General features: G+C 40.4%; 14 protein-coding genes. 12 read left to right on the top strand and 2 right to left on the bottom strand.

Annotation, left to right across the window (positions count from 1 at the left end; genetic code table 11):
* Positions 1–32: 32 nt before the first annotated feature.
* Positions 33–452, top strand: a complete 420-nt coding sequence (locus tag MHB41_RS09095) for a hypothetical protein (RefSeq protein WP_034283530.1) — start codon at positions 33–35, stop codon at positions 450–452.
* A 253-nt stretch (positions 453–705) separates the two neighbouring features.
* Here the strand turns inward: MHB41_RS09095 and MHB41_RS09090 are convergent, their stop codons facing one another.
* Together MHB41_RS09090 and MHB41_RS09085 are read right to left on the bottom strand one after the other, a co-directional pair.
* Positions 706–1,170, bottom strand: coding sequence for a hypothetical protein (locus MHB41_RS09090; protein WP_061109960.1), 465 nt, complete (start codon positions 1,168–1,170; stop codon positions 706–708).
* Positions 1,171–1,191: 21 nt separating this feature from the next.
* The gene (locus MHB41_RS09085; protein ID WP_061109959.1) at positions 1,192–1,671 is read right to left on the bottom strand and encodes a GyrI-like domain-containing protein; all 480 of its coding nucleotides are present in this window, start codon (positions 1,669–1,671) and stop codon (positions 1,192–1,194) included.
* Between the two features lie 107 nt (positions 1,672–1,778).
* On the opposite strand from MHB41_RS09085, the gene MHB41_RS09080 reads away from it, so the two are divergent.
* From MHB41_RS09080 to MHB41_RS09030, 11 genes are all read left to right on the top strand, one after another.
* A complete protein-coding gene (locus tag MHB41_RS09080) occupies positions 1,779–2,741 on the top strand; it encodes an HTH domain-containing protein (RefSeq protein WP_061109958.1) in 963 nt (320 codons plus the stop codon).
* An 89-nt stretch (positions 2,742–2,830) separates the two neighbouring features.
* Positions 2,831–3,271 carry a rhs-associated protein gene (locus MHB41_RS09075; protein WP_340900323.1) on the top strand — a complete coding sequence of 147 codons (441 nt, stop codon included), beginning with the start codon at positions 2,831–2,833 and terminating at the stop codon, positions 3,269–3,271.
* Between the two features lie 269 nt (positions 3,272–3,540).
* Complete coding sequence (locus tag MHB41_RS09070) at positions 3,541–5,613, top strand: BglG family transcription antiterminator (protein WP_340900381.1); 2,073 nt, start codon at positions 3,541–3,543, stop codon at positions 5,611–5,613.
* A gap of 15 nt (positions 5,614–5,628) precedes the next feature.
* Entirely contained in the window at positions 5,629–5,895 is a 267-nt protein-coding gene (locus tag MHB41_RS09065; protein ID WP_024425192.1) for a PTS sugar transporter subunit IIB, read from the top strand.
* 25 nt (positions 5,896–5,920) lie between these two features.
* Positions 5,921–7,183, top strand: coding sequence for a PTS ascorbate transporter subunit IIC (locus MHB41_RS09060; protein ID WP_046311308.1), 1,263 nt, complete (start codon positions 5,921–5,923; stop codon positions 7,181–7,183).
* Positions 7,184–7,200: 17 nt separating this feature from the next.
* On the top strand, positions 7,201–7,893 hold the full coding sequence (gene alsE, locus MHB41_RS09055; RefSeq protein WP_034283513.1) for a D-allulose 6-phosphate 3-epimerase: 693 nt from the start codon (positions 7,201–7,203) through the stop codon (positions 7,891–7,893).
* A 185-nt stretch (positions 7,894–8,078) separates the two neighbouring features.
* Positions 8,079–9,119, top strand: coding sequence for a LacI family DNA-binding transcriptional regulator (locus MHB41_RS09050; RefSeq protein WP_061109954.1), 1,041 nt, complete (start codon positions 8,079–8,081; stop codon positions 9,117–9,119).
* A gap of 218 nt (positions 9,120–9,337) precedes the next feature.
* Positions 9,338–10,594 (top strand): extracellular solute-binding protein, encoded by a 1,257-nt coding sequence (locus MHB41_RS09045; RefSeq protein WP_061109953.1) that lies wholly within the window; start codon positions 9,338–9,340, stop codon positions 10,592–10,594.
* 30 nt (positions 10,595–10,624) lie between these two features.
* A complete protein-coding gene (locus tag MHB41_RS09040) occupies positions 10,625–11,557 on the top strand; it encodes a sugar ABC transporter permease (RefSeq protein ID WP_061109981.1) in 933 nt (310 codons plus the stop codon).
* Positions 11,557–12,387, top strand: coding sequence for a carbohydrate ABC transporter permease (locus tag MHB41_RS09035; RefSeq protein ID WP_340900329.1), 831 nt, complete (start codon positions 11,557–11,559; stop codon positions 12,385–12,387). Before MHB41_RS09040 ends, MHB41_RS09035 begins: the two co-directional genes overlap by 1 nt.
* Positions 12,388–12,418: 31 nt before the next feature.
* Positions 12,419–13,759 carry an alpha-glucosidase/alpha-galactosidase gene (locus MHB41_RS09030; RefSeq protein ID WP_061109951.1) on the top strand — a complete coding sequence of 447 codons (1,341 nt, stop codon included), beginning with the start codon at positions 12,419–12,421 and terminating at the stop codon, positions 13,757–13,759.
* The last annotated feature ends 45 nt before the right edge of the window (positions 13,760–13,804 follow it).

The following is a 13,804-nucleotide window of genomic DNA, read 5'->3' as shown; positions in this document are numbered from 1 at the left end:
CTCAGAGTAATTTCATAATTAGGGGATTCAATATGTTTAGAGAATTAGATAATCTTTTATCTGTTGATACAACAGTAGATTCATGGTATGATGACGGGTGTTTGATTGCTAGTGAGATACTCTCTGATTTTAGCCTAAATGACTGGGAAGAACTATCAAATCAGGTGCTTAATAAACCAATAGAGTGGCAGCGTAAAATTGCTTATTGCCTGGATAATGAGTGCAATGAATATGAGTTAAATATTTTAATAGATTTGTTGAATACTAATGATAAAGAATTATTTGAGATTTGTATTGATACATTGAGAAGTTTCCCAATTGAAGAAGGAAAGAAATTGATATTGAAGCATCCTCAAATTTTAGAACGTGTAAATCATGTAGTGGCTACTACTGAGAATTCACTAGTAAAAGTAATTTTTCAAGACTTTCTTTCAAAGATGAATTCAAATTAGTTCGTTTTTAATGAGATTACGCAAAAAAAACTTGATTGGCTTAATGCCTTACAAGTCTTTTTGTGTTATTGGACTTCAAATTAAAAAAACGACCAAAAGGGGATCGACCTCATCGTATAACTTCTTCATAAGAAAATAAAGTTGGTACAATAAACAGAAAAACATCCTCTAATAATGCATAGAGAATGCTGCTCTGTTTAGAAGGGGGAAATAATTTTAATTTATTTGTTTCATCAGATTCACAAATTCGAGTTCAATATTCCCCTTTAATTTTAAAATATGACCCACGAATCGTTCCAGCTAGTTTAGACTTCTGCCTAGCAAATTTAAATTTCCCTTCTAATTCCTTTGGCACTTCCATCCCTTCAGAAAGCTTAAAACCAACAGCACGTTTTTTCGGGTCATCCACTGTATACAGGACGTTAATTGCAAGACCATCCTCATAAAAGACGTAGGTCCATTTGATATTTTCTACTTGAAAACTTGCCGTTTCTAAAGGTTTGGCTGCAAACTCTAGTTCACGTTCTTCTTTTAACACTCGGTTCACATAATCAAGGGTCTCCTGACTTTCGCTGGCAGGTAATACTGTAAATTCATGCTTATATTTGTTCATAAAGTAACGAGCCTCATTCGCTCGTAAGCCAGCAAGTGCGTCTGCTACAGGTGAAGACTCTAAACCAATCGTAGACACATTTTTAAAATCAACGATATAGGCCATTTCTATCCCTCCATATCCTTCTTATTTTCCTACAACAGGAATCCACATCTCACCAAGTAATAAGTCGTTTCGCTGCCCCATCTCTACCACTGCATTTGGTCCACCAACATAGGCGAAATTCTTTGCTTCAGGCAAGACTTGACCAAATGCAATACCAGTAAGAGTTTGATGCAATTCATCAGCGGTTTTAGCTTCCCCTTTAACGATTAGATATTCCCCTTTAGGAAATTGAATTACTCTGTCCGCTTCTGGTAACGATTCCTCTGTCATGACCCCGACATAATGCATCATCTTGTTATTTACCGCTTCGTTTACGATAAAAATATAGTCATTTGAGGCAATGGCTTTTAAGGTGTCAAGCTTACCTTCTTTTGTGACTGCTTGCCAAAATTCTGCTTTTTCTTTCGTTATGCCCGCATAGTCTGTGTAATGACTCTTAAGTTCAGTTCCAATACCTAACACGTGAAAGCTGTCTTTTTGTTCTAGTATATAATCTGCCATATTCAACACTTCCTTTTGAAAAATTGATCAAATGTTTTTTCTTTTCACTTGATAAATATATAATAGGCTTAAACCATGTCAAAAAATGATACTGTTTAGGGGGCCAGATGAAAAAAGTTGAACGGATTAATACCATCATGCGGTATATCAACAACCGCGCCAACTTTACAATTTCTGAAATCATGAGAGAATTTAATATCTCTCGTTCGACAGCAATTAGAGACATCAGAGAAATTGAAGCTATGGGGATGCCGCTTGTCGCAGAAGTCGGAAGGGACGGGGGATATTTTGTGATGAACAACTCTGTCCTGCCAACTGTTCGTTTTACCGATAATGAGATTAAAGCTCTTTTTATTGCCTTTATGGCTACGAGAAACCAACAACTCCCTTATTTAAAGAGTCGTCAGTCTTTAGCTGAAAAATTACTAGGACTCATCTCAGAAACCCAGCAAGATGACCTTGTTCTGTTAAATCGCCTCTTACTATTTGAAGGGACTAATCCGAATAATCCTGATCTGCTTGATTTGGCAGATCTCCCTCATCCCATGTTAGAAAAATTAATCCAACTGCTTATTTTGGATCGTTATTTACTGATTACCATAAGAGAGGAGAACGTGATGAAGTCCTATCCTATTTACCTCTTGAATCTTTATCGTGAAAAAAGCCTGTGGCTGATCGAAGGCTTTGATTTAAAGGAGGAGAAGAAACGGATTTTGCCTGTCGACCATCTCACAGATGTAGAACCATGCTCTACAAATATTCGATTAAGCAGGAAAAAGATTTTAGAAAAACTAAGTAAACAGGAAGAAGGAATTAACCTTGTCCTTGAACTTGGTCCAAAGGCAATTGCACAGTTCAAAAAATACCATCCTTTCAAAATGTCAATTTCTTATACGAATCCTTACCAAACTACAGCCATTTTAAAGACTTTTATCGATGTTAATCATACAGAAGAAATAACCGAAATAACAAATTGGCTATTTTTCCTAGGCGATGATATCAAGGTCAGGGAAATGCCTGTAGAAATCTTGGAAGGTTTACAAGAGAGACTCCTCCTATATTGTCCATAATCAATGCTGGTTAGACCTCACAGCGATTCCTATGAATTTTGACAAGAAGGTAGTTAAATAAATACATTTAGATAAAGGGGTTCATTTTATTGAATTCTTATGATGAAGATCTAATAAAGGATTTGGAATTAAAAGACCTACTTATATATGTCAAAGTACATGAAAATCCAGAAATTTATTTAGATTTAATAGAACAAAAATTTGATTTTGCTGGTTCAAAAATAAATTGGTTACAAACCAATAAACACCATAGTAAGAGCTCAAATAATGAATCGTTACTTTCTGATGCTCTTCTATTTATAACTGAATTAAAAGAAAAATATTTAGCTAATGACTTACAAGTAATTTACATAGGGGATAACCTTACAGAGTTTGGGTACCAGTTTGAATTAAAACATTTAAAAGAGTTACTAGTCTATTTTTTAGATATCCCACAGCATCACTACTTTATATCATTAGAAGGGGATTGGTGTATCTGTCTTTCATTTGAAAACTATTTGGATTTCGGATTTAGTTTAAACAACAAATAATTTTGATCGTCACGTATAGGAAAAATAAAAGATGATAAGAAGTGAAAAAACCTTGAATGGCTTTATACCAATCAAGGTTTTTTGCTTTTATTGCTCCTTAAACACGTAAAAAAGACAAAGGACTCTTTGTATACAAGCCTTATAGTGTGTTTTTCTTAATGAAAAGAGCACACAATCGCTGCACAGCACGTGCTGAAGACATTTGGGCTTCTTTGATGCATGTGAGTTGATTAGACTTATAACCAAAGGGAAGAAGGGAGGAATTCCAACTGTACTTAACCAAAAGGGGCACGACGTTACTATCTATGCTGCTTCATACGACATCTTATCTATCAATAGAAGATTTACAGAATCGAATGAATGTCTCGACTCGAACCGTTTACGCTGAAATCAAACGAATGAACAGCTGGCTGGAAACTCATCAGCTTAGTGGTGTGCAGCGAAGAAACCAACTTGGCTATTATTTAAACCCTCATGAAAAAGAAGTCATTATTCAAAAAGCTGATACCATTCTTATTGGTCACGATTATGAACCATGTGTAAAGGAACGAAGGGCCATTTTGCTTTTATCCATTGCATGCAGCCAGCATTGCCTAAGAATTGATGATTTTATGAAGATGACAAAGGTGAGCCGAAATACATTGCTCGAGGATATGAAACAGCTAAAAGAAGCGCTTTTAAAGCAGGAGATCACACTTCGCTATCAGGCAGCAAGCGGCTATGTCATTTCAGGAGACGAAAGGGTCATTCGATTGGCACTCAAACCTTATATACATTTCATTCGCACCATGATAAAAAACGAAAAAACGTTTCCGTCGTTTTGGTTAAAGGGACCTATTTCATCCAAACGGGTACACCATCTCCTCCAGCAGTCAGAACAAGAACTTAAGCTTGAATTTGCAGATGAGATGCTGGAACAGCTCTCTTTGGATCTCTTTTTCTACTTCAAGCGGATGAAGCTGGGGCATGCTGTACACATTTCAAACGAAGAAAAGCGAACATTGCAGGAAACAGAGGAATGTTTGGCTGCTATTCGTTTCATGGCGCAGATTCAAAAAGAGGCCAGTCTCATTGTTCATGATGATGAGATCTATTTTCTTAGCACCTTATGGCTCAGTGCCAAAAAACAAAAACTTCCATCAATTAAAAAACCAGAAGAACATCTCATTCGCACCATCGCCAGACAAATGATATTTGACTTTCAGAGATATGCTTGTATTACCTTTCAAGAACCAAAAGCATTGGAGCAAAACTTAACAATGCATTTAATTCCAGCTTATTACAGGCTCATCTATCACATTGGTATCATCAATGAATTGACGGATTCTATAAAAAAGGCACAGCCAGAAGTGTTTGAAATCACTCAAAAAGTTGCTTGTCATTTAGAAAAGGCGGCCTGTTCAAAGTTGAGTGACCATGAAATTGCATATCTCGCCATGCATTTTGGCAGCTGGATGAGAAGAGAAGGAATTTCATCCATTGTCAGGCGTTCTGTATACATTGTCTGCGGAGAAGGAATCGGCACAAGTAACATGCTGAAAACTCAGCTTCTCGAATTAATCGGCTACATTGAAGTACGCGGACTGTTATCAAAGCGTGCATATGAAGAATTAACAGCCGTTGATGCAGATTTCGTTGTGTCCACAACACCTATTTCGTTTAAAGGAAAACCAGTTCATCTCGTTCATCCTATTTTAACTGCCTATGAGAAAAAAACATTACTTCAATACGGGAAAGGCTCAGAAACGAAGATTGAAGAGGGGCATGTAAACGCTTTATTTAACATCATTCAGCAGCATACCATCGTACAAAATAAACAAGCACTGCTTCATGATATTCGGGAGCTGCTTTATCCCACATATGTATCCTATCAGAAAGGGTGGAATCCAGTGTTAAATGATTTATTAACAGAACAAACCATCAAGCTCCACCAAACAGCAGACACATGGCAAGAGGCGATTACAAAAGCGGCGCAGCCTTTACTTAATCAACATGCTATTAAACCAAGTTATGTAGAAGCCATGATACAGTCTGTTCATCAAAATGGTCCTTATATTGTCATTGCACCACAAGTGGCCATTCCACATGCAAGGCCCGAGGACGGCGTGAACAAATTGAGCATGACACTCATGTCATTCAAACAGCCCATTTCGTTTTCAAAGGATGGAAAAAAGCAGGTGCGGCTCGTCATAGTGCTAGCGGCTATTGACAGCATGAGCCACCTGAAAGCACTCAAACAGCTGACCATGCTGTTAAGTGAAGAGAAACGGACGAAACAATTGATTGAAGCAGAAGATTTAGCATCGGTTCAAAAACTAATCGACCAATTTTCACAAGTATAAAGGAGGAGTGAGAAAATGAAAAAAATTCTTGTTGTATGTGGAAACGGGTTAGGAAGCAGCTTTATTGTAGAAATGAATGTCAAAAAAGCATTAGAAGAATTAGGTCTTAAAGCTGAAGTGGATCATACCGATCTCAGTACAAGTAAAAATGAACAAGCAGACCTTTATATCGGAGCAGCTGATATTATTGACCAACTGAATGACGGCACAAGAAATGTGGCTGGCTTAAACAATTTGTTAGACCAGGAAGCCATTAAAGACGTCCTTCGTCAACATATTTAAGTCATGAAAAAGGGGGATTCACATCATGATAGAACTGATCATGAACGATATATTGGGCACACCTGCCATTCTCATCGGTTTGTTTGCACTAGCCGGTTTACTTTTACAGAAAAAATCAGCTGCAGACACTGTGTCAGGCACCTTGAAAACAACCATGGGTTTCTTAATATTAGGGGCGGGCGCTACAGTCGTCTCTGATTCACTTGGGGTTTTTCGAAAGATGTTTGAAGCAGCCTTTCACATTCAAGGGGTTGTCCCAAATACAGATGCTATGGCCGCCATTGCTCAAAAGGAATTCGGTACACAGACAGCACTTATCATGATTTTTGGTATGCTGGTCAATTTGTTACTTGCAAGATTCACACCCTTTAAATACGTCTTTTTGACTGGTCACCACACGTTGTATATGGCGGCTATGCTCGCCGTCGTTCTCTCGACAGCCGGCCTGCACGGATGGCTGCTCATCTCTACTGGCTCAATGATATTAGGTGCAGCTATGGTCATTGCACCCGCAATCCTTCAGCCGTTTACGAGGAAAGTCACAGGAAGCAATGATCTCGCGCTCGGACACTTCAGTACTTTCGGGTATTTTACTGCGGGAATGATCGGCAAATGGGTTGGTTCTCCTGAAAAATCAACGGAAACCATTCAAGTGCCTAAATCACTCGGTTTTCTAAGAGATACATCTGTTGCCATTTCGATTACGATGGCTTTACTGTTCTTTGCAATTGCACCGTTTGCAGGAATTCCTTATATAGAACAAATTAGCGGGGGCACGAACTTCGCTGTCTTCATTCTCATTCAGGCGATTACGTTTGCTGCTGGTGTGTACATTATTTTAGCAGGGGTACGGATGGCCATTGGCGAGATCGTGCCTGCATTTAAAGGGATTGCCGATCGATTCGTGAAGGGGGCAAAGCCGGCACTTGATGCGCCAACCGTTTTTCCATTTGCGCCTAATGCGGTCATTATCGGTTTTTTATGCAGCTTTGCAGGAGGCATCGTATCCATTTTTCTTTTACCTTTGTTTGGTTTAACTGTCATTGTCCCAGGTCTTGTCCCGCACTTTTTTTGCGGTGCTACAGCAGGCGTGTATGGCAATGCAACTGGAGGGGTTAGAGGGGCTGTCGCTGGGGCCTTTGTAAATGGATTGCTTCTTTCCTTTTTACCTGCTTGTTTATTACCTGTGTTAGGAACCCTTGGCTTTGAAGGGACAACGTTTGGAGATACAGACTTTGGTATCATCGGAATCTTGATTGGATTGATCAAGTTTTTATTTCAACTGTAAAAAGGAGGAGCCTGAGAATGACAGCCGTTTTTTCACCTTCACTGATGTGCATGGATCTAACGCATTTCCGTGAACAAATTCATCTTCTCAACACGAGAGCAGACCGGTACCATGTCGACGTGATGGATGGGCATTATGTGAAGAATATTACGTTATCACCCTTTTTCATTGAACAGCTTCGGAAACTGACAAATTTACCGATTGATGTTCATCTAATGGCCGAACATCCGCAGGAATTTTTAATCGATGCATGTATTGATGCAGGCGCAACGATGATTTGTTTACACCCAGAAGTCGTGCAAAAAGATGCCTTTCGAATCATACGCCATATTCACCAAAGAAAATGTGAGGTTGGCTTTGTTCTAAATCCCGCCACACCTGTTGCAGCATTAGATTCCTTTATTCATTTAATAGACAGAGTGACGATCATGACGATCGATCCAGGCTTTGCCGGACAGCCTTTTATTAAAGAAATGCTTCAGAAAATTAAACAGGTGAAAGATATCAAAAAACACGAAGGATACTCGTTTTCAATTGAAGTAGACGGCTCTTGTAATGAGAGCACGTTCCGGCTGCTTGCTGAGGCTGGAAATGAGATCTACATCATCGGCACCTCAGGTTTATTTGGACTTCATAAAGAACTCGACACTGCTTGGGAAAGAATGAAGCAAATATTTGCAAAAGAAACAGCCTCAATCGAATCACGTTAGTAAAAGAGAGGATGAAAACCATCCTCTTTTTTACGCAAATTTTACTAAAACACAATTCATTCACCAAAACTTACCCAAAAACAAAATAAAAATCAAAAATTCATAATTGAAAGCGCTTTATTTATGTGTTATCCTTCAAATATCTTTAGTAAATATTTAGTCAAATAACGATGAGGAGTTTGCCTATGACCACACTCAAAGATATTGCTCATGATGCAAAAGTGTCCGTTTCCACTGTATCCCGTGTGTTAAATGGCGATCAAACGCTTGCCGTTTCACACGCAACGAGACAAAACATCCTCGACATTGCTAAGAAGTTAAACTATACCCCAGTGAGAGCAAGAAAAGCCGATCAAGCAGAAGAAAAAAGCCCATCTGAATCCCCAGTCATCGGTGTCGTTGTCGCTCAATCCATTGACGAAGAATTAAATGATCCCTTTTTTTCATCGATTCGAAAAGGAATTGAAAAAGAATATGCCAAACAAGGCCTGTCCACTCTCCATACCTTTCGCCTAAGAAGCATGGATAAAGGGGCGATGCTAAAGGAAATTGACGGCTTGATCGTCATTGGACGAATCAGCCCCGATACGGTTGAAAAAATGACAAATCGAATGGAACACATTGTTTTTATCAATCATTATGCGGATGAAGATTTGTATGATTGTGTACATGTTGATTTTGTCAGAGCGGCAGATCGCGCCATTCGTCATCTGCAATCTCTCGGCTATACACATCTAGGCTATATTGGCGGGAAAGAGCGAGAGCATTATTTCGAAGGTAATGCTGTGATTGAGGACGAAAGACAAACGACGTTTATGAAAAGAATGCAGGAGGCGGGCGCTCTTCATATGGAAGACATCCACATTGGTGAATACTCCATGCAAGAAGGCTATACGCTTATGCAGCAAGCTATCAAAAAGGGAAAACTGCCGCAAGCCTTTTTCATTGGAAGTGACTCTATGGCAATCGGCGCAATGCGCGCTCTGCATGAAGCCGGTCTACACGTGCCTTCAGATGTATCCATTGTTGGGTTTAATGACATTGAAGCCGCGTCATTTTCAAGCCCGCCGCTTACGACCGTCAAAGTATATACAGAAGAAATGGGGGAAGTCGGTCTGAAGCTTTTGCTTGAGAGAATAAACGGAAGAAAACTTCCTCTGAAAGTCGTCGTACCAACAACACTCATCGAGCGAGGCAGTACATGTCTCATCCATGAAAGGGGGTGAACCATAGATTTCAGCTAACAAAAAAGAGACAAAAAAGCAGAAAGCAAGCTGCTTAGCATGATGGCCAGATCATGCTAAGAACAAGGCAGCCTGCCGCTATGCTCTCTTATCTCTTTGAAAAGAATAGAATTCCAGTATAATGGACTTCCTTTGTTTCCGCAACTGCATGAATTCTACCGATAATCGTCTGAATTTTCAGTGATCAAAAGGAGGAAACCATGAATAAAAAAATCATGCTGCTGACTGCAGCCATTTTCTTGACCATGATTTTGTCTGCTTGCGGTAATAACAGCTCATCTGAAGCAAATGGAAAGGTCACCTTGACGCTATTTTCAACAATGAGCAACAGCGGGGAAAGAAAAGCGTTTGAAGAAGTCATTCGCGAGTTTGAGAAGAAGCATGAGCAGATTCGAATCGATGCTAATTTCCCAGGCAACAGCTATGAAGATATGATCCGCGTCAAAATGGGAGCAAACGATATGCCAGACCTGTTTGATACACATGGCTGGGCCAAACTGCGCTATAGCGAGTATGTGGCTGATTTAAAAGAGATGGATTGGGTCAAACAGCTTGATCCTTCACTCGACCAAATTTTAAAAGACCAAGATGGGAAAGTGTACGCTTACCCGCTGAATCAAGCAAAAGACGGGCTTAGCTTTAATGCCAATCTATTAAAGGAATATGGCATAGAAGTCCCTAGAACACTTGATGAATTAAAATCTGCTTTGCTGACAGTGAAAGAAAAGAGCAAAGGAGATGTTGTGCCGCTCTGGATACCAGGAGGAGATAACTCAAATATTGCCCAAGTCTTTGATGAGCTGGCGACGCCTTTATTAATCACCGATCAAAAGCATCAATACGGAAAGGAACTTGAAAACGGATCATTTGATTGGTCTCTCTATACACCGCTTGCACAATTCATGAAAGATCTGAAGGATCAAGACCTTTTAAACAATGATGTCCTGACAGCGAAACTCTCTCAAGCGCCTGAACTCATGGCACAAAACAAAATCGCCTTCACCTTTGTCGGAGGATCTTTAGGACCTGAAGCAACAGAGCTGAATTCATCGATCAAAGTAGGCACGATGCCTGTTCCAGCCATTCATGAAGGAGATGAACAAAGCTGGATTGGCGGAGAACGTTTTACTGTTGCTGCTTGGAAAGACTCTAAGCATCTAAAAGAAGCAAAACAATTCATCGATTTTTTAGCAAAACCTGAAAACGCAAAAAAAATCGCCGAGGGCACATCCTCTGAAACAGCTCTAAAACAAGTGAAAGCGAAAAACTATTACTCTGCATTTTACGATCAATACGAACAGGTGAAGATTGAACCGTATTTCGATCGAAAATACTTACCAAGCGGAATGTGGGCGGTCATGGCAACAACGGGTCAAGAATTATTAGCAGGCTCCATCACACCAGAACAGTTATCAAAGAAAATGGAAGAGGAATATAAGCGTTTGAAAAAACAATAGCCGATGGATGCTGAAACAGGAGTGAAGCCAATGAATGACATCACAAAAGCAAAGCAGCCAGCCGCATTCACCTCTTTACCAAAACAAAAGATACAAAAACGCCAGAATTCATCACTTTGGTGGATGTACATGCCAGCTGTTCTCGTCGTCAGTACCTTTATCATTTATCCTTTTTTGAACGGCATTCAGCTTTCTTTTACGAATTGGAACGGTTTCTCACAAACTTATCAATGGATTGGTCTTGGGCAATATCAAAGGCTGCTTCAGGATCAAGCGACATGGCTTGTTGTCAAAAACACGCTTCTCTATGGAATTGGGAGCACTGTCTTACAAAATATCATCGGACTTGGGTATGCTCTCTTATTAAATCAAAGATTAAAGATGAAAGCCATCACAAGAACGGTCATCTATTTACCTGTCATGATCAGCCCGATTGCGATGGGCTATATTTGGTATTTTGTGTTTGCTTACCAAGGTGGTGCCTTAAATGATGTGGTGACGCTTTTTGGATTTGATCAAATAAATGCGCTCGGCAACCCGCAATTTAACACATGGATCATTGTGCTTGTCAACACATATCAATTCGTCGGGATTGCGATGATCATTTATTTAGCAGGACTTCAAAGTATTCCTAAGGATTATTATGAAGCGGCTCAATTAGACGGCGCATCGAGCTTCCAGCAATTCAGGCGGATTACATTGCCGCTGCTTATGCCGTCGATCACCATTAATGTTGTGCTGAATGTCATTGGCGGGCTCAAGCTCTTTGATGTCATTGTGGCACTCACGGGCGGCGGACCTGGAGATTCCTCGCAATCCATGTCGACCTTTATGTATGATCTGTACTTCAAACGCCAGGATGCAGGCTATGCAGCGACGCAAGGGGTTTTCATGGCGGTCATTATCCTTGTCATTAGTGTCGCAGCGCTGATTTATTTCAAACGAAAGGAGACCGAGGTGTGATGGATAACGCCTATAAGCGCAAGAAAAAATGGTACTCCTTCCTCGCACTATTGATCACATTGCTGCACCTCATTCCATTTTATATTTTGGTGACGACATCATTAAAGGGGATAGGAGATTTCAGTTCAAAATGGCTGTTTCCGAAAGCACTGCATCTTGAAAACTTCCGCACAGCATGGACAGAGGCTCAGCTTGGCCAGTCCTTTTTGAATACAGTGATCATTACGTTCAGTTCCGCTGTATTGCTCATTATCTTTGGATCTCTTGCAGCCTATCCGCTTGCAAGAAGGAACACAAAGCTGAATAAAGCAGTCTATGTTTTATTTATTGCCATTATGGTCATTCCACCGCTTACAGCCCTTGTCCCGCTCTATAAAATGGTCGTTCAAATCGGGATGATGAACACCTATCAAATTGCTGTTTTAAATTATGTGGCTGCTTTTTTGCCGCTGACAATTTTCTTATACGCAGGCTTTATCCGGTCGACAATTCCAAAGGAGCTTGAAGAAGCTGCCCGTATTGATGGTGCAGGGACACTCAGAGTTTTTTTCACAGTCGTTTTTCCGCTTCTGAAGCCCATTACCGCTTCTGTATTAATTATTGCCTGCGTGTATATTTGGAACGACTATCAATTTGCTATCTTCTTTTTGCAAGATAAAGAGATGCATACACTCACAGTCGCCTTATCCCATTTTTTTGGTCAAAATCAGCATCAGCTTCAGCTCGTTGGGGCAGCTGCACTCATTGCGATGCTGCCAATGGTCACGATGTTTTTACTTTTGCAAAAATATTTTATCGCAGGGCTTTCACAAGGCTCTGTCAAAGGCTAGCCCAATATGGATGTAAAAAGGAGAGTCGTCTATGTCTAAAATTACATTTATCGGTGCAGGGAGTACCGTGTTTGCTAAAAATATATTAGGAGATTGTCTGTTTGTTCCCGCCCTTGCAGGCTTTGAATTCGCATTATATGATATCGACCACAACCGGCTGAAAGAATCAGAAACGATGCTCCGGCATTTAAAAGCAAATTACGGTGCAAATGTGACCATCCAGTCCTATCACAACCGGAAAGAAGCCTTAAAGGATGCGAAATATGTTATCAATGCCATCCAAGTTGGAGGCTACCGGCCAAGTACTGTCATTGATTTTGAAATACCAAAAAAATACGGATTAAGACAAACGATTGCGGATACGGTAGGGATCGGCGGCATCTTCCGCTCCCTTCGAACGATTCCTGTCATGCTGGAATTTGCAAAGGACATGGAAGAGGTTTGTCCAAATGCTTTATTGTTAAATTACACGAACCCAATGGCCACACTGACAGGTGCGATGCTGCGCTATACTCAGGTTCAAACGATTGGTCTCTGTCATAGTGTGCAAGTCTGTACAAAGGACCTATTTGAATCTCTTGAAATGGAACATGAAGGCATTGAAGAAAAAATTGCCGGTATTAACCATATGGCATGGTTATTAGAGGTAAAACGGGACGGAAAAGATTTGTATCCAGAAATCAAAAGACGAGCAAAAGAAAAACAGCAATCCAGGCATCATGATATGGTACGCTTTGAACTGATGGATAAATTCGGCTACTATGTCACAGAATCCTCAGAGCACAATGCCGAATACCATCCATATTTCATCAAATCACGGTACCCAGAACTAATCGGTCAGTTTAACATTCCGCTCGATGAATACCCGAGACGCTGCGAGGAACAAATCAACAATTGGAATACAATGAAGCATGACCTTGTGGGCAATACACAGATCACACATACTCGCTCAAAAGAATATGGTTCACGTATCATTGAAGCGATTGAAACGAACGTTCCCTTTAAATTTGCCGGGAATGTGCTGAACACAGGTGGCCTCATTCACAACCTGCCTGAAAAAGCGTGTGTCGAAGTGCCGTGTGTTGCAGATCGAAGCGGCATCATGCCATGCTATGTCGGAGAGATCCCTGAACAACTGGCGGGACTGAACCGGACCAATATTAGTTCACAGCTCATGACCATCGAAGCAGCAATCAGCGGGAAAAAAGAACACATTTATCAAGCGGCATTACTAGATCCACACACAAGTGCTGAACTGTCGATTGATGACATCATCAAATTATGCGATGAACTCATTGAAGAACATGGTGAGATGCTCTCGCATTTTGCAGATCCGAATCAATATGCCGCATCAACCAATTTACAGAAATAAACCAGCCTCTACCTGATGCAATGCGCATCAGGTTTTTTTATGCTG

Source organism: Bacillus sp. FSL H7-0578, assembly GCF_038630855.1.
Lineage (GTDB): Bacteria > Bacillota > Bacilli > Bacillales > Bacillaceae > Bacillus > Bacillus safensis.
This window is presented reverse-complemented; position numbering and strand designations above follow the sequence as displayed.